Here is a 14,933-nt window from a genome sequence, read left to right as displayed (position 1 = left end):
GATTGTGTCTATTTCCGATGCGCTTAATTCAAGCTTCCTTAATTTTTTATAGGTAGTTCTTGCAAGTAAATCGCTTTTGGAGGCGTGACGGAAATGAGTTTGCGGGCAGTCCTGATTTCGTTCACTGTGGCACTTATGACAGCAGTGGCGTCTCTTGTGTGGGTTGGTCTCTCGGGTTTGACTTCAGTGAACGGCAGCGCCGAGGAAATGTCAAAGAATTGGCTGCCGAGCGTGAGTGTGGTGAATGCCATAAACACTTCCACGTCCGACTTCCGGATCTATCAGGCCGAGCACATCATCTCGGTGGATGAGGCATCGATGCGGGCCGCGGAAAAGATGTTGGCAAATATCACGGCCTCCATCGCGGCTAGTTCCGGGAAGTACGAGAAGCTCATCTCTTCGCCCCAGGAGCAGGCCATTTATGATGGGTTCAAGGTGAAGTGGCAGAACTATCTGAAGCGCAGCGAAGACGTGATCGATTTGTCGCGGCAGAACAAGAATGCCGAGGCCACGGTCATCTTTCGCGACGAAATTCGCTCTCTGTTCGATGATCTGTCCACGGATCTCGCAGATCTGATCAAGATCAATGAAGATGGATCCGGTGCTTCCGCTGTGGAGGCAGACAGGGTCTATTCGAATATCTTCCTGGTCTTCACGATTGCGGCGGTGATCGCAGGCGTGATCGGCATCGCTTACATCTACTACATCATCACCAACGTAACCCGGAACATCATCGGCATCTCCGGCGCCATGAGCCAGATTGCCGGCGGCGACTTCGGCGCGCACATTCCCTGTGCCGGTCGCAAGAACGAACTGGGTGCGATGGCGAACACGCTGCAGACCTTCCGCGACAGTCTTCGGGAAAACGAGAGGCTGCGTGCGGAGCAGGTCGAAATCGAGGCGCGCAACGCCGAGCAGGCCCTGAGCCAGCGCCGCGCCCTGGCCGACCAGTTCGAGGCTTCGATGGGTCAGCTGGTCCAGTCGCTGGTCCGTGCCTCCGGCGAAGTTGCCGGTGCGGCCGAGGGCCTCTCCGCGAACGCCGAGGAGACCTCGCGTCAGGCCCAGGCGGTATCGGGCGCTGCCGAGGAAGCCTCCACCAACGTTCAGACGGTTGCCGTCGGAGCTGAGGAACTGTCGGCATCCATTAGCGAGATCACCTCGCAGGTGGAGCGTTCGGTGACGATCTCGAAAGATGCCGCTACCACTGCCGAGCGCACGAGCCGCAACGTCAACTCCCTCTCGGAGGCTGCCCAGAAGATCGGCGAAGTGGTCGAGTTGATCACGACGATTGCCGAGCAGACCAACCTCCTGGCGCTGAATGCGACCATCGAGGCCGCGCGGGCCGGCGAGGCGGGCAAGGGCTTTGCCGTGGTCGCGGCAGAGGTCAAGGGGCTGGCGAGCCAGACGGCCAAGGCGACCGAGGAAATCTCCGGCAAGATCACGGAGATCCAGGCGGCCACCCGTACGACCGTCGACTCGATCTCGCAGATCGTCAACACGATCAGCACGATCCAGGATGCGGCACAGGCCATCTCGATCGCGGTGGAGCAGCAAGGCGCGGCGACCAGCGAGATTGCAGCGAACATCAATCGTGCATCGTCCGGTGCCAACGAGGTGACGCAGAACATCGCCGGCGTGGGAACGGCGGCCGAAATGACCGGCGCCGCCTCAACCCAGCTGATGAGCCTCTCCGGCGCCCTTTCGGGTCAGTCGCGGACGCTGGAGCAGGAGGTGAGCCAGTTCCTCCGCACCCTCAGGGCCGCCTGAGGCGTCACTCTTCCGTCAGCCATTCATGTGAGAGCGGGCTGGACCACAGGGTCCGGCCCGCTGCTTTTTGCGCGAGGGAGATTTCGGTCGCGGCGGTTCGTCCGGCTGGTCTCTGCCTGGCCCCTGATAACCGGACTTGGCCTTTGCCCGGGTTGTAACGGTTGCCGCCCTTGCCCAAATCCTCTATTCAACCGCGGTTCAAAAACACAACGCTTACCTGCTCTGTTTGCAGGAGTGAGCCGGAGACAGACATGATCCATCTGACCTTCCCCGACAATTCGGTTCGTGATTTCGCGCCCGGTGTGACCGGCGCCGAGATTGCCGCCGGCATTTCCAAATCGCTTGCCAAGAAGGCGGTTGCCATCACGCTCGACGGAGAGCTGGCCGACCTGTCGCTGCCGATCGAGCGCGACGCCAAGCTGGAGATCGTCACCCGTGACGACCCGCGGGCGCTGGAGCTGATCCGCCACGACGCCGCCCATGTGATGGCTGAAGCGGTGCAGGAGCTGTGGCCGGGGACGCAGGTGACCATCGGTCCGGTCATCGAGAACGGCTTCTATTACGACTTCAAGCGCGACGAGCCCTTCACCCCCGACGACCTGCCGGTCATCGAGAAGAAGATGCGCGAGATCATCCAGCGGGGCGATGCGTTCACCCGCGAGGTGTGGTCGCGCGACGAGGCGAAGCGCCATTTCCTCGACAAGGGCGAGACCTACAAGGTCGAGCTGGTGGACGCGATCCCGGCCGACCAGGACGTGAAGATCTATCGCCAGGGCGCATGGCTCGACCTGTGCCGCGGGCCGCACATGGCTTCTACCCGCCAGGTGGGCGACGCCTTCAAGCTGATGAAGGTGGCCGGCGCCTATTGGCGCGGCGACAGCAACAACGAGATGCTGACCCGCATCTACGGCACCGCATGGGCGAACGAGGCCGAGCTCAAGGCCTATCTCCACATGCTGGAAGAGGCAGAGAAGCGCGACCACCGCAAGCTCGGCCGGGAGATGGACCTGTTCCATTTCCAGGAAGAGGGGCCGGGCGTCGTGTTCTGGCACGCCAAGGGCTGGAGCCTGTTCCAGAGCCTGGTCGGCTACATGCGCCGGCGCCTCGACGAGGACTATGACGAGGTCAACGCCCCGCAGATCCTCGACACCTCGCTGTGGGAGACCTCCGGTCACTGGGGTTGGTACAAGGAGAACATGTTCTCCGTGCAGTGCGCCGATCCGGAGGCCGAGGACACCCGTCTGTTTGCCCTGAAGCCGATGAACTGCCCGGGTCACGTGCAGATCTTCAAGCATGGGCTGAAGAGCTATCGCGACCTGCCCTTGCGGCTGGCGGAGTTTGGCGCGGTGCACCGCTACGAGCCTTCGGGCGCCATGCACGGCCTGATGCGCGTGCGCGGCTTCACCCAGGACGACGCCCACATCTTCTGCACCGAGGAGCAGATGGCGGCGGAGTGCCTGAAGATCAACGACCTGATCCTCTCGGTCTACGAGGACTTCGGCTTCAACGAGATCGTCGTGAAGCTGTCGACCCGGCCGGAGAAGCGCGTCGGATCCGACGAGCTCTGGGATCATGCCGAAGCGGTGATGGAAAAGGTCCTGAAGCAGATCGCCGACCAGTCGGGCGGGCGCATCAAGACCGACATCCTGCCGGGCGAGGGCGCGTTCTACGGTCCGAAGTTCGAATACACGCTGAAGGATGCTATCGGGCGCGAATGGCAGTGCGGCACCACCCAGGTGGACTTCAATCTGCCGGAGCGCTTCGGCGCCTTCTATGTCGACAAGGACGGCGAGAAGAAGACCCCGGTGATGATCCACCGCGCCATCTGCGGCTCGATGGAGCGCTTCCTCGGCATCCTGATCGAGAACTTCGCGGGCCATTTCCCGCTGTGGCTGGCGCCGCAGCAGGTGGTCGTGACCACCATCACCTCCGATGCGGACGAGTACGCGACCGAGGTGCAGGCGGCGATGCGGAAGGCGGGCCTGCGGGCCGAGCTCGACCTGCGCAACGAGAAGATCAACTACAAGGTCCGCGAGCACTCGCTGGCCAAGGTTCCGGTCATCGTCGTGTGCGGCAAGCGCGAGGCGGAAGAGCGGACCGTCAACATCCGCCGGCTGGGCTCGCAGCAGCAGTCCGTCACCGGTCTCGACGACGCGATTGCCGCGCTTGTCGAGGAGGCTGTCGCGCCGGACCTGCGGCGGGACTGAAACGGCCGCAAGCGATGCTGAAATCGAGCCGGCCAGGGATCTCCTGGTCGGCTCTTTTCGTAGGGCACGTGTCGGACTGTCGCGATCCTGTCATGCATGACAGTCTAGATCGGGGTTTCTTCCGCGCAGGCGAATTCAGGGGCCGGTGGTGAGGGAAACGGAACTCAGCTACGCCAACGAGGCGCATTCCTGGACCAAGCGCACCTTGATCCGCTGGATCGAGACGCTGTCGGGACGCAATTACCTGCTCGGATACTATCGCTATTGGCGCGATGCCATCGCCGCGACGTCGGCCACCAAGTGGAGCGATCTTCTCGCGTTGATCGGGGTCGACGTGGTGGTGGAAGAGGGCAGCTGGCCGCCGGAAAACCTTCCCGAGGGGCCGCTGGTGATGATCGCCAACCACCCGTATGGGCTCGGCGACGGGCTGGCGATCCTGTCGCTGGCCGAACGGTTGGGGCGTCCCTACCGCATCCTCATCAACAACGAGCTGCTGAAGGCTCCGGAGATCCGCCCCTACGCGCTGCCCGTCGACTTCGAGGAGACGGCGGAGGCCCTGCGGACCAACATGCGCACCCGCCAGGAGGCGCTGCGCCTGCTCGCCGAAGGCGTGACGATCATCGTGTTTCCGGGGGGAGGGGTGGCCACCGCCGACCGGCCCTTCGGCCGGGCCCGCGAGCTGCCGTGGAAGACGTTTACGGCCAAGATGATCCGCGCGGCCCGCGCGACGGTCATCCCGCTTTATTTCGACGGCCAGAACTCGCCGCTCTTTCACATGGTCTCGCGCGTATCGCTGACGCTGCGCCTGTCGATGTATATTCGCGAGTTCCGCAGGATCATGGGGTGCGATCTGCCCGTGCGGGTCGGCGCGCCGATCTCCTATGAGGAGCTTGCAGCCTTCGGAGACCAGAAGGCGATGACCGAGCACCTGTTGGCGCGGGTGGTGGCGATGGCGCCACTGGTTCCGCGGCGGCGGAAGAGGGCGGACCGGCGTCGGCTACGGCGGATTTCCGCCTGAGGCTGGCCGCAAGCCGCTACTGCTTGAGAAGCGAACTCGTCAGGACCTCGACCTCGCCATGGGCGGCGGTCTTCACCTCGAAGTCGCGCGAGTAGAGCTTGTCCTCGTTGCGCGCGATCACTTGGTATTCGCCCGAGGCCAGGACAAAGGCCGGGAAGGCGCCCGTACCCTCCACCACCGTATCGCCGCCGGGCGTCAGCACCGACCAGTTGGTGTTGGCGATGGCCTCGCCGCCGGGCTGGTTGACCAGCTTCAGCGTCACGCGGGCGGCGTTGTGATAGACGGTCGCCTCGGTCAGCTTGCCCGGCTCGACGCGGATGTCGGCACGCACGGTGGCGTTGACGGCGCCGTAGCGGCTGACGATGTGGTAGGTGTCGGCGTTCAGCCGCACGATATCGCCCGGCTTGACGTTGCTCGCCACGATCTTGCGTTCGCCGCGGCTGTTGAACTCGCGTTCGTAGATGTCGAAGACCAGCCGGCCGGCGCGGATCGGCTGATTGCCGGAGAATTGCGCATCGAGCTTGATGCCGCCGGCATTCAGCACGACGGTCTGGCTGGTGAGGCCGTTGCGCACGGAGATGCGGCTGGTGCGGCCGGCATAGCCGTAGGCGGTGTGGACGAAATAGTCGCCCGGCGCCAGGCGGAAGTCGGCATCGCCGCCGGTTGCCGTCGCCACCAGTTCGAGCCGGCCTGTGTCGTCCAGCGTCGGCCGGTAGACGCGCCAGGTGACGCCCTGTGTCAGGGCGGGGCCGTCTTCCGACAGGCGCGCGACCATGTAGACCGGCGATTCCGTGCCCTGGTCAGGCATGCCGGTATCCGGTGTGATGGCGGGGGCGTAGGGCACAACCGGGGTGGACGAGCCGGGCACCGCGTTGCCGCCGAACAGGTCGCCGAGCGGCGGTGCTGCCGGCTCTTCCGGAGCTGCCTCGACCGGCGCTGCATCCGCCGGCGCCGCGTTCAGCTCGTCGGGCTTGGCCGGAGGCGTCACGACGTCCTGTGCCTGAAGCGGGGAGATCGCCAGACCGACGGCGCACAGCGCGATTGCGAAAGCCTTGAACACCTGCATTTGCCGGCTGCCTGCCCCTGTCTCGAAACGAAAGCGCGCGGAAGAAATTCCGCCCCTGGGTTCCACTCCAAAACTGGGGCAATTTCAAGTCATCTGTCGCCTGCAGCCCCGGCAAGATTGACAGGCGCGAAAACCCGTCTAGGTCATGAAGGCGACAGCGCGTTCTGCGCCCCTTCCATCTCGTGCCGACCCGTTCGCGGCCGGCGCCGACAAAAAGGCAGAAAATGACGACGGAGCAATCCGAAACACTGCGCCTGATGCTTACGCGGCGCTCGCATCCGGCCATGACCATGGTCGAGCCTGCACCGGAAGGCGAAGCCCTGCGCACCATCCTGCAGGCGGCCTCCCGCGTGCCGGACCACGGCAAGCTGGTCCCCTGGCGTTTCATCCTCATCCGCGGCGAGGCCCGCGAGGCGCTGGGCAGGAAGCTGGTGCTGCTGGCCGAAGCGCGCGAGGGCGAGCTTTCCCAGGAGCGGCGCGATCAGGAACTGACGCGCTTCACCCGGGCACCGCTGGTGGTCGCCGTGGTCAGCCGCGCTGCCGTGCATCCCAAGATCCCGGTCTGGGAACAGCAGCTGTGTGTCGGCGCGGTCTGCATGAACCTGGTGATGGCGGCCAATGCCAGCGGCTTCGCGGCCCAGTGGCTCACCGAATGGATGGCCTTCGACGACGACGTTTCGTCTCTGCTGGGTCTTGCCGAAGCGGAACGCATCGCCGGCTTCATTCATCTGGGCACGCCGTCGCAGCAGCCGACCGAGCGGCCACGGCCCGACCTCGACGACCTGATCAGCGAATGGAGCGCCGCATGAGCATGTACAGCTACGAGGTCGCCAAGGGGCACGGCCTGCCGCACAACCCGTTCAAGGCCGTGGTGGCACCGCGGCCCATCGGCTGGATTTCCAGCCGGGCAGCGAACGGGTCGTTGAACCTTGCTCCCTACAGCTTTTTCAACGCGGTCTGCGACACGCCGCCGATCGTGGTCTTCTCCTCGTCCGGCTACAAGGACTCGGTCGCGAATATCGACGAGACCGGCGATTTCGTCTTCAACCTTGCAACCGAGGATCTGAAGGACGCGATGAACACGTCCTCGGCGCCGTTCGAAAAGGGCGTGTCGGAGTTCGAAAAGGCCGGTCTGACGCCGCAGGATTCCCTGCTCGTCGGCGCGCCGCGCGTTGCCGAGGCGAAGGCCGCACTCGAATGCAGGCACCTGCAGACGATCCGCCTGACGGCCCATGACGGCACGCCGACCAACAACTGGATGGTGCTCGGCGAGGTCGTCGCGGTGCATCTCGACGAGGCCATGCTGGTCGACGGTCTGTTCGACGTGACGAAGGCGCGGCCGCTCTCGCGGCTCGGCTACATGGACTATGCGGTGGTGGACAGCGTCTTCCAGATGCGCCGGCCGAAGGCCTGACCATCCGCTCGCCGCAAGGCTTTGCTGACAGGGCCGGAGGGCGCGTGCTCTCCGGCCCTTTTGCCGTCAGGCGATGACCGCAAGGCCGGCGCGCGCCAGGATCTTTTCGGCCCGGCGCAGATGCGGCCGGTCGAGCATTTCACCGTCGAGGCCGACAACACCGGGATTGCCGGCCGCCGCAAAGGCTTCAAAGACGCGGCGGGCCTTGGCGATCTCTTCGGGTGAGGGGGTGAACACCTCGTTGATCACCGGCACCTGGGCAGGATGGATCGCCATCTTTCCGGTGAAGCCGTCGTTCAGCGCTTCCAGCGCCTCGGCACGCAAGCCGTCCATGTCCCGGAAGTTGGTGAAGACGGTGTCGATGGGGGCTGCTTCGGCCGCGACTGCGCCGAAGAGGCAGAGGTTGCGCGCCAGCCAGAACGGGCCCGAATAGCGCCCGTCCGCAGTTCGGTTGCCGAGCGCCCCGAGATCGGCCGAGAGGTCTTCCGCACCCCAGGTAAGGCCGGCAAGGCGCGGGCTCGATCCGGCATAGGTGCCGAGATTGAAGACGGACGCAGCAGTCTCGGTGGCGACGACGATCACGCGGGTGGCGCCGTCGGCAAGGCCCTGCTCGGCTTCATGCACCGCAAGCTTGGCCGCAAGGTGCTGCACGTCGCGGCCTGAGATCGACTTGGGCAGCATGATGCCGTCGGGCGCCGCCCGCATCACGGCGGCAAGATCGGCGTCCGTCTCGCCGGTGTCGAGCGCGTTGACGCGGACATAGAGGCGCGGGCGGGTCTCCTGCTCGCGGTTCGCCGCGAGAAAGGCGGTGGCGATCTCGCGCGCCTTCGGCTTGGCCTCAAGGGCGACGGAATCCTCCAGGTCGATCAGGAGCACGTCGGCGTCGCTCGTCAGCGACTTCTCCAGCTTGCGCTCGCTGTCGCCGGGAACGAAGAGAAGCGAGCGCATGCTCAGCCCTTCTTCTTCATGAAGGCCTGGCGACGGCAGCTGGCGACGAGGATGTCGTTCTGATTGAAGGCCTTGTGCTCGAACTCGACGATGCCGGCGTCGGGCCGCGACTTCGACTCGCGCTTGGCGACCACTTCGGTCGTGCAGTGCACGCTGTCGCCCTGGAACAAGGGGTGCGGGAAGCGGACATCGGTCATGCCGAGGTTGCCGATGGTGGTGCCCACGGTCGTGTCGTTGACCGAGATGCCGATCATCAGACCGAGCGTGAAGATGCTGTTCACCAGCGGCTGACCCCATTCGGTCTGCGTCTCGCAGAAGTGCCGGTCGATATGCAGGGGCTGCGGGTTCAGCGTCATGTTGGAGAACAGCATGTTGTCCATCTCGGTGACCGTGCGGGTCAGCGAATGAGTGAAGACGTGGCCGATCTCGAACTCCTCGTAATACAGTCCCGGCATGCGTTCCTCCCTGTCGTTTCAACCGGCCTGCAGACCGGCCGATCCACTTTTTCCACGAATCGAGTCTTTCGATTAAAGACATAAAGTGCAATTCGCAACGGACCTTAGCGGGCGTTAACCACTCGTTAACCAAATGGCCGTGACTCTTAACCAAATCCTAAGACATGCGTTACGCAGGAGAGCGGAGCATGAAAGTCGGCGAACCGATCTCGATCGCATCCAGGATCGAGCAGGCGTTCCAGTCGGCCAGCACGACGACCGGCACCTCCTTCGAGTACCTGGTGAAGACGGCGAAGCGGGAATCCAACTTCGTCGAGACCGCCCGCGCGCGCACCTCGAGTGCGACCGGTCTCTTCCAGTTCATCGAAAGTACCTGGCTGGAAACGGTCAAGGACGCGGGGGCGCGCCACGGTCTCGGGCAGTATGCCGACCAGATCGAACGTACAGCCAGCGGCAAGTACCGGGTGGCCGATCCGGCCATGCGCGAGAAGATCCTCAATCTGCGCAACGATGCCAGCATCGCCTCGATGATGGCGGGCGAGCTGACGCAGAAGAACGCCTCGTATCTGACCGAGAAGCTCGGCAGGCCGCCGAGCGAGGGCGAGCTCTATATCGCGCATTTCCTGGGAGCGGGCGGTGCCCACAAGCTAATCTCGCTGGCGCAAAATCAGCCCGACCTTGCCGCGGATCAGGTCTTCTCCCGCCAGGCGAAGGCGAACAAGCCGATCTTCTACGACCGGGGCGGCGCGCGCAGCGTTTCCGAGGTCTATGCCAATCTGGTCGCCAAGCATTCCGGGCCGATGCCGACGCTGCCGGGCGGCGGTACGATGATGGCCGCGCGTCCGGAGACGAAGCCGGCCACCGGTACCGAACTCGCCTATAACTCCGGCGACACCCAACGGGCGAGCGACGCGCCGACCAGCCGGGTGCTGACCGCATGGTCGGCCACCGACAATATCTCCTCGCCGTTCCATGCGCTGTTCCGCAATGGCATGGAGGCGCGGCGAGTGTCGTTCGATTCGCGCTTCACCTCGGCCTTTGCGGCACAGGAGGCCGGACAGGCGGAGGCGCTGGAGCGGGCGGCGGCACGGCTGGAGGCGGCATCGAGCAGCGATGCCTATGCCGAGCGACGATCTCGCATCCTCATCGAGGCCGGCGGCGGTCAGCGGACCGCGAGCCTCGTTCGCAGCCAGCCGATGGACCTGACGGGCTTCCTCAACTACCAGCCGACCTTCGCCCAGAGGGAATTGTTGCCGCCGGTGTGAGCCGCGGCACCGGCACGGATGGACAGGGACGCGCGGACCAGGCGGTTCGCGCGTTTTTCGTTCGGCCGTTCATGGTGAACGAAGGCTTTATGGTGAACGAAGCTTTAAGCGTTTCTGCCCCACACTGGTGACCTGCGCTGCGTTACGCAGCGCGACCCAGGGGACTACGCATCATGATCGTGCATCAGTTTTTGCGTTGGATGGCAGATGCGCCGGTGGCCCGGCGAGCGGAGGCGACGAGCGCGCTCGCCAAGGCCTATCTTTATTCCGAAATGTCCGCCGACGACCGCGATGCGGCGGAAGCTGCGATGATCATCCTTCTCGACGATCCGGCCGTGCAGGTGCGCCGCGCACTGGCCGAAGCACTGTCGCGCAGCGACAAGGCTCCGCGCGAAGTGGTCCTGGCGCTGGTCAACGACCTGCCGGATGTGGCGCTGCCCGTTCTGGAGTGGTCGCCCGTGCTGCTGGATGCGGAGCTTGTCGACGCGATAGGCGGGTTCGCCGATCCGTTGCCCGCCGCGGTGGCGCGCCGGTTCCATCTGTCGGCGCAGGTGGCGGCGGCGGTTGCCGAAGTCGGCTCGCTTCAGGCGTGCTGCGCGCTGGCCGAAAACGACACGGCCGAGATCCCGCGGTTCAGCCTGGTGAGGCTGGTGGAGCGGCACGGCAAGGAGGCCGCCTTGCGCGAGGCGCTGATGGCACGGCCCGGTATTCCCATCGAGATCCGCCAGATGCTGCTGAAGCAGGTCGGCGACCTGCTGAGCGACCATCCGCTGGTGCGCCGCGGCCTGAAGGAGGAGCGTGCCCGCTCCGTGGTGGCGGAGGCACGAGAACGGGCGACGGTGAGCCTTGCCAGCCGGGCGGGGCCGCAGGAAACGGACGCGCTGGTCGGGCATCTCCTGGAATCGGGACAACTGACCGCAGGCCTCCTGCTGCGGGCCCTGTGCACCGGCAACATCCGCCTGTTCAATGCGGCGCTGGCGCGTTTGTCCGGCATGGGCAGCGAGCGCGTGCGCGGCGTGCTGGAGACGGGCAGGGGGCTTGCCGTACGGGCGCTGCTGGCACGCGCCGGCCTGCCGCCGCGAACGCATACCTTGATCCAGGTCGCTGTCGGCGTTTGGCGCGATCTCGCCCGGGAAATCTCTCCCGACCTCGTCATTCCGTCGAACCCGGCGGTCGCCAGGCTGCTGATCTCCGAGGTGCTGGAGCGCTATCAGTCGCAGGACGGCGTCGAGGCGGATGATCTGGTGGTCATGCTGCGCCGGTTCTCGGCCGAGATCGCACGCGAAGCCGCACGCGCCTATGTCGACCGGACGCTGGCGGCGGCCTGACCCGGAAAAACGCGGGAAGCAAAGGCGAGGGGGTCACTCCTCCTCGCCGTCTCCATGGCGGGAAATATAGTCGTTGGTGACGTCGGTCAGCTTGTCGACCAGCGCCTTGGCCGTGGCGTTTTCTTCCTGCTGACCGGTCTCGGCGACCATGGCGCGGATCGCCTCGACATGCTGGGCGATCAATGTGAGCGGAAGCTTCTCCGCCGGGACATGATCCATCAGATGGCACAGACTGCCGGCGACGGAACCGACCAGCGGATAGCCGAAGGTGCTGGCCTGGCCCTTGATATCATGCGCCGCACGGAACAGCGTTTCGCGTCGCTCGGTATCGCCGATGCCTTGATCCTGAATGTCCGTCCAGGCCTGGGACAGCGTTTGCGCCTCGCTGGCCATCCAGTCGTCGAAATCATGAGACAGGCGCTCGAGCGCGGCTTCGGCCGACTTGATGGGGTCGAACCGGGCAGCCTCGCGCTCGCTCAGGACCCGGACTTTCGCGCGAAGGTCGCGGGGCGGCTTGACCAGTTCGTAGCCGGCATTCTGCTTGGTCGGGTCGCTGCTCATCTGTTCTTTCGCTCCCGCTGCGCATCGTCCCCGGCCATTTGGCTGCCAGGTGTCGCGCTGCTCAGGTTGCCACAGGAATACGGTCTCATCCCGTCGCCGATTCCCCGCTTGCCCGTGAAGGCTGACTTTGCGGGAGTTCCGATTGACCGTCCAGAGTATATCCGTCGTCGACCGGCTGTCCCCGTCGCTCATCTCCGGAGAAGTTGGGATTCTGGAACCGGCGCCGATCCGGCCCGAAGAAGCCTTTGGTGCGGACGAAGTCCCGCTGATTGAGGATGCAGTTGGCGATGCGAAGGTAAAGGGCACGCGCGGAGATCGGTTTGCACATCACTTCCGTGACGCCGCTGTCCCGCGCCTGCATCACACGGCGCTTCTGGGTATGTGCGGTCACGGCGATGATCGGCACGAAGCAGGCCGGAGCGTGCGAGGTGCGGATGCGGCGTGTCAGTTCGTTGCCGTTCACCAGCGGCATCAGCCAGTCGAGGATGATCAGGTCGGGGTCGTTCCGGGAGATTTCCTCGAGGGCATCGGCCCCGTCCTCCGCCTCGTAGATGGACTTGACGCCGAAGCCTGCCACCATCGTCCGCAGGATCCTGCGCATGTTGGCGTTGTCGTCGACGATCAGGATCCGAATGCCGGTGAGGTCGAGGTGGGGCAGCTGCATTTCTTGTCTATCCTGCGCACTCTCTTGTCAAAAGAGCCTAGCGGAAAGATCGCTGCCAGAGCTTAATTATTTGCGAAATAAGGCAAGCTACTTACGCTGTCAGTAGCGGAACATCTCGGAGAGAATGCGCTCGTCCCAGTTGTGGTCCGCATCGAACAGCGCGAGACTGGACGAGTTCTTTTCTTCGCGCACGCGCACCTCGATGACATTGCGGATCTCGGTATAATCCGCTGCGGCACTCACCGGACGCTTGTCCGCCTCCAGCACGCTGATGCGAACATTGACGTAATTCGGCAGCAGGGCGCCGCGCCAGCGCCGGGGGCGGAAGGCGCTGATGGGCGTCAGCGCCAGAAGCTGCGCATCGATGGGCAGGATCGGGCCGTGGGCCGACAGGTTGTAGGCGGTGCTGCCGGCGGGCGTTGCAACCAGGACGCCGTCGCAGGCGAGCTCCTCCATCCGGACGCGGTCGTCGACCGAGATGCGCAGCTTGGCCGCCTGGTGCGTCTGGCGCAGCAGCGAGACCTCGTTGATGGCCAGCGCCGAGTGGATGTGTCCGAACGTGTCGGTCGCCTCCATCACCAGCGGGTGAATGCGGCTGACCACGGAGCGGGCGATCCGATCCGGCAGGTCGTCCTCGCCATATTCGTTCATGAGGAAGCCGACCGAGCCGCGGTTGAGGCCATAGATCGGCTTGCCGGTGTTCATGAACCGGTGCAGCGTCTGGAGCATGAGGCCATCGCCGCCAAGGGCGACGATCACATCGGCCTGCTTGGGGTCGTTGGCGCCGTAGCGGCTTTCCAGCTGGACGCGGGCGCGCTCCGCCTCGTCCGTCTCGCTTGAGACGAAGGCCAGTTTCTCGATAGTCTGCGGCAGGCGGTCCATGAATCTGACGTAGCACGGGCCGCGAAATTTGGGGACCCGTCTTTTGATGCAGGGCGAGATGGATATCCGTTTGATCTACGCGACTTTTCCAGACACCGAAAGCGCACGCGCGGCAGCCGCCCGCCTGGTCGGCGACGGGCTTGCGGCCTGCGTCAACATGTGGCCGGGCATGACCTCGATCTATCAGTGGGACGGGGCGCTGGAGGAAAGTCAGGAAGTCGTGTTCCTGGCCAAGACCACCCGATCACGGGCGCGGGAGGCGATCGAGGCGGTCGTCCACGAGCACCCCTATGACGAGCCGGCGGTGATGCTGCTGCCCGTGGAAGGGGGCAGCGCCTCGTTCCTCGACTGGATCCGCCGGCAGACCGGCAGCGAAGCCTTCGAGGGAAGCTGATCCCCGCAAGGTGCGGGGATCAGTTGCCGGCCGCCGGGATCGGGGCGATGGCCTTGAGATAGGCGGCGACGGCCGCGCGGTCTTCTGCCGGCACCTTGGCCCAGTTCGACTGGACCGAGGCCATGCTGCCGCCGACGCTGTCGAAGTCCGGCGTGAAGCCGCTTTCCAGATAGTAGGCAATGTCCGTCGCCGACCAGGAACCGATTCCCTGAGACGACGGCGTGATGTTCGGGATGCTGCCCTCGCCGTCGGGATTGGGGCCGCCCGCCAGCCACTGTGACGTATCGAGGCCTCCGAGGACGTTGCGCGGTGTGTGGCATTCCGCGCAGTGACCGGCACCGGTCACCAGATAGGCGCCGCGTTCGGCTTCTGCGCCGGCATTTGCGGCAAGAGCGGGCGCGCTGGTGTCCAGGAACAAGAGCTTCCACATGCCGAGCGCGCTGCGCCAGGAGAAGGGGAAGGCCAGTTCGTGGTCGGCCACCTGATTGTCCGAGGCAGGAAGCGTGTCGAGATAGGCCTTCATGTCGATCAGGTCCTCCGCCTTCATGTTGCGGTAGGAGCCATAGGGGAAGGCCGGATAGTAGTGCAGGCCCTGCGGCGAGGTGCCGTGGATCATCGCGTTGAGGAAGTCGTTGACCGACCAGCCGCCGATGCCGGCTTCGGACGGGGAAATGTTGGGCACGCGGAAAAGGCCGAACGGGGTGTTCAATTCAACGCCGCCGGCCAGCACCAGCTTGTCGTCCCCGGTGGCGCCGGGCGCAGCATGGCACGATGCGCAGCCGCCGGCCCAGAACATCCGCTCGCCATTGGCAAGGTCCGCCTGGTGCGCCGGGATCGACGCCGGATCCACCCGTTCGGGCCGCGTGAAATAGAGCCCCACGGCGATCAGCAGCAGGAACACGCCGACGAGACGGCGAAAGGTGCGGCGGGTCATGTGCTACTCCGGGACGCGTCGTGCGAAATG

The 14,933-nt window shown here is 64.9% G+C and carries 15 protein-coding genes; 8 read left to right on the top strand and 7 right to left on the bottom strand.

The features are described from left to right. Positions 1–93 precede the first annotated feature (93 nt). The 3 genes from BBX35_RS04975 to BBX35_RS04965 all read left to right on the top strand — a co-directional run bounded on the left by BBX35_RS04975 (position 94) and on the right by BBX35_RS04965 (position 4,992). Positions 94–1,767, top strand: a complete 1,674-nt coding sequence (locus tag BBX35_RS04975; RefSeq protein WP_067216697.1) for a methyl-accepting chemotaxis protein — start codon at positions 94–96, stop codon at positions 1,765–1,767. A gap of 251 nt (positions 1,768–2,018) precedes the next feature. Continuing rightward, positions 2,019–3,974, top strand: coding sequence for a threonine--tRNA ligase (thrS, locus tag BBX35_RS04970; protein ID WP_067216695.1), 1,956 nt, complete (start codon positions 2,019–2,021; stop codon positions 3,972–3,974). A gap of 148 nt (positions 3,975–4,122) precedes the next feature. After that, positions 4,123–4,992, top strand: coding sequence for a lysophospholipid acyltransferase family protein (locus BBX35_RS04965; protein WP_067218207.1), 870 nt, complete (start codon positions 4,123–4,125; stop codon positions 4,990–4,992). Between the two features lie 16 nt (positions 4,993–5,008). Here the strand turns inward: BBX35_RS04965 and BBX35_RS04960 are convergent, their stop codons facing one another. Beyond that, complete coding sequence (locus BBX35_RS04960) at positions 5,009–6,058, bottom strand: hypothetical protein (RefSeq protein WP_067216693.1); 1,050 nt, start codon at positions 6,056–6,058, stop codon at positions 5,009–5,011. A 224-nt stretch (positions 6,059–6,282) separates the two neighbouring features. Here BBX35_RS04960 and BBX35_RS04955 point away from each other — a divergent pair, with 224 nt between their 5' ends. Both BBX35_RS04955 and BBX35_RS04950 read left to right on the top strand, forming a co-directional pair. Continuing rightward, on the top strand, positions 6,283–6,867 hold the full coding sequence (locus BBX35_RS04955) for a nitroreductase family protein (protein WP_067216691.1): 585 nt from the start codon (positions 6,283–6,285) through the stop codon (positions 6,865–6,867). Positions 6,868–6,869: 2 nt separating this feature from the next. Continuing rightward, entirely contained in the window at positions 6,870–7,472 is a 603-nt protein-coding gene (locus BBX35_RS04950; RefSeq protein ID WP_067218204.1) for a flavin reductase family protein, read from the top strand. Between the two features lie 66 nt (positions 7,473–7,538). Here BBX35_RS04950 and BBX35_RS04945 read toward each other — a convergent pair whose 3' ends face one another. Together BBX35_RS04945 and BBX35_RS04940 are read right to left on the bottom strand one after the other, a co-directional pair. Next, entirely contained in the window at positions 7,539–8,420 is an 882-nt protein-coding gene (locus BBX35_RS04945) for an HpcH/HpaI aldolase/citrate lyase family protein (protein ID WP_067216689.1), read from the bottom strand. A gap of 2 nt (positions 8,421–8,422) precedes the next feature. Next, positions 8,423–8,875 carry a MaoC family dehydratase gene (locus BBX35_RS04940; protein ID WP_067216687.1) on the bottom strand — a complete coding sequence of 151 codons (453 nt, stop codon included), beginning with the start codon at positions 8,873–8,875 and terminating at the stop codon, positions 8,423–8,425. A 188-nt stretch (positions 8,876–9,063) separates the two neighbouring features. On the opposite strand from BBX35_RS04940, the gene BBX35_RS04935 reads away from it, so the two are divergent. Continuing rightward, positions 9,064–10,140: a hypothetical protein gene (locus tag BBX35_RS04935; RefSeq protein WP_067216684.1), complete on the top strand. Its 1,077-nt coding sequence runs from the start codon at positions 9,064–9,066 to the stop codon at positions 10,138–10,140. A gap of 173 nt (positions 10,141–10,313) precedes the next feature. Next, positions 10,314–11,468, top strand: a complete 1,155-nt coding sequence (locus BBX35_RS04930) for a DUF2336 domain-containing protein (protein ID WP_067216682.1) — start codon at positions 10,314–10,316, stop codon at positions 11,466–11,468. A 33-nt stretch (positions 11,469–11,501) separates the two neighbouring features. Here BBX35_RS04930 and BBX35_RS04925 read toward each other — a convergent pair whose 3' ends face one another. From BBX35_RS04925 to BBX35_RS04915, 3 genes are all read right to left on the bottom strand, one after another. Beyond that, positions 11,502–12,029, bottom strand: a complete 528-nt coding sequence (locus BBX35_RS04925) for an Hpt domain-containing protein (RefSeq protein ID WP_067216680.1) — start codon at positions 12,027–12,029, stop codon at positions 11,502–11,504. An 85-nt stretch (positions 12,030–12,114) separates the two neighbouring features. Beyond that, positions 12,115–12,693, bottom strand: coding sequence for a response regulator (locus BBX35_RS04920; RefSeq protein ID WP_067216677.1), 579 nt, complete (start codon positions 12,691–12,693; stop codon positions 12,115–12,117). Between the two features lie 99 nt (positions 12,694–12,792). Continuing rightward, positions 12,793–13,575 (bottom strand): NAD kinase, encoded by a 783-nt coding sequence (locus tag BBX35_RS04915; RefSeq protein ID WP_067216675.1) that lies wholly within the window; start codon positions 13,573–13,575, stop codon positions 12,793–12,795. Positions 13,576–13,633: 58 nt separating this feature from the next. On the opposite strand from BBX35_RS04915, the gene cutA reads away from it, so the two are divergent. Next, on the top strand, positions 13,634–13,969 hold the full coding sequence (gene cutA / locus BBX35_RS04910) for a divalent-cation tolerance protein CutA (protein WP_244271557.1): 336 nt from the start codon (positions 13,634–13,636) through the stop codon (positions 13,967–13,969). A 19-nt stretch (positions 13,970–13,988) separates the two neighbouring features. Here cutA and BBX35_RS04905 read toward each other — a convergent pair whose 3' ends face one another. Continuing rightward, positions 13,989–14,903, bottom strand: a complete 915-nt coding sequence (locus BBX35_RS04905) for a c-type cytochrome (protein ID WP_067216670.1) — start codon at positions 14,901–14,903, stop codon at positions 13,989–13,991. Between the last annotated feature and the right edge of the window lie 30 nt (positions 14,904–14,933).

This window comes from Stappia indica, assembly GCF_001696535.1.
Classification (GTDB): domain Bacteria; phylum Pseudomonadota; class Alphaproteobacteria; order Rhizobiales; family Stappiaceae; genus Stappia; species Stappia indica.
The sequence above is the reverse complement of the archived record's forward strand: the minus strand, read 5'-3'. Positions and strand labels throughout refer to the sequence as shown.

Excerpts from the sequence above, each read along its gene's own strand:
- cutA (WP_244271557.1), top strand. The coding sequence starts at position 13,634 with ATGGATATCCGTTTGATCTACGCGACTTTTCCAGACACCGAAAGCGCA.
- BBX35_RS04935 (WP_067216684.1), top strand. The coding sequence starts at position 9,064 with ATGAAAGTCGGCGAACCGATCTCGATCGCATCCAGGATCGAGCAGGCG.
- BBX35_RS04960 (WP_067216693.1), bottom strand. The coding sequence starts at position 6,058 with ATGCAGGTGTTCAAGGCTTTCGCAATCGCGCTGTGCGCCGTCGGTCTG.
- BBX35_RS04955 (WP_067216691.1), top strand. The coding sequence starts at position 6,283 with ATGACGACGGAGCAATCCGAAACACTGCGCCTGATGCTTACGCGGCGC.
- BBX35_RS04945 (WP_067216689.1), bottom strand. The coding sequence starts at position 8,420 with ATGCGCTCGCTTCTCTTCGTTCCCGGCGACAGCGAGCGCAAGCTGGAG.
- BBX35_RS04930 (WP_067216682.1), top strand. The coding sequence starts at position 10,314 with ATGATCGTGCATCAGTTTTTGCGTTGGATGGCAGATGCGCCGGTGGCC.
- BBX35_RS04920 (WP_067216677.1), bottom strand. The coding sequence starts at position 12,693 with ATGCAGCTGCCCCACCTCGACCTCACCGGCATTCGGATCCTGATCGTC.
- BBX35_RS04975 (WP_067216697.1), top strand. The coding sequence starts at position 94 with ATGAGTTTGCGGGCAGTCCTGATTTCGTTCACTGTGGCACTTATGACA.
- BBX35_RS04950 (WP_067218204.1), top strand. The coding sequence starts at position 6,870 with ATGTACAGCTACGAGGTCGCCAAGGGGCACGGCCTGCCGCACAACCCG.
- BBX35_RS04915 (WP_067216675.1), bottom strand. The coding sequence starts at position 13,575 with ATGGACCGCCTGCCGCAGACTATCGAGAAACTGGCCTTCGTCTCAAGC.
- BBX35_RS04925 (WP_067216680.1), bottom strand. The coding sequence starts at position 12,029 with ATGAGCAGCGACCCGACCAAGCAGAATGCCGGCTACGAACTGGTCAAG.
- thrS (WP_067216695.1), top strand. The coding sequence starts at position 2,019 with ATGATCCATCTGACCTTCCCCGACAATTCGGTTCGTGATTTCGCGCCC.
- BBX35_RS04940 (WP_067216687.1), bottom strand. The coding sequence starts at position 8,875 with ATGCCGGGACTGTATTACGAGGAGTTCGAGATCGGCCACGTCTTCACT.
- BBX35_RS04905 (WP_067216670.1), bottom strand. The coding sequence starts at position 14,903 with ATGACCCGCCGCACCTTTCGCCGTCTCGTCGGCGTGTTCCTGCTGCTG.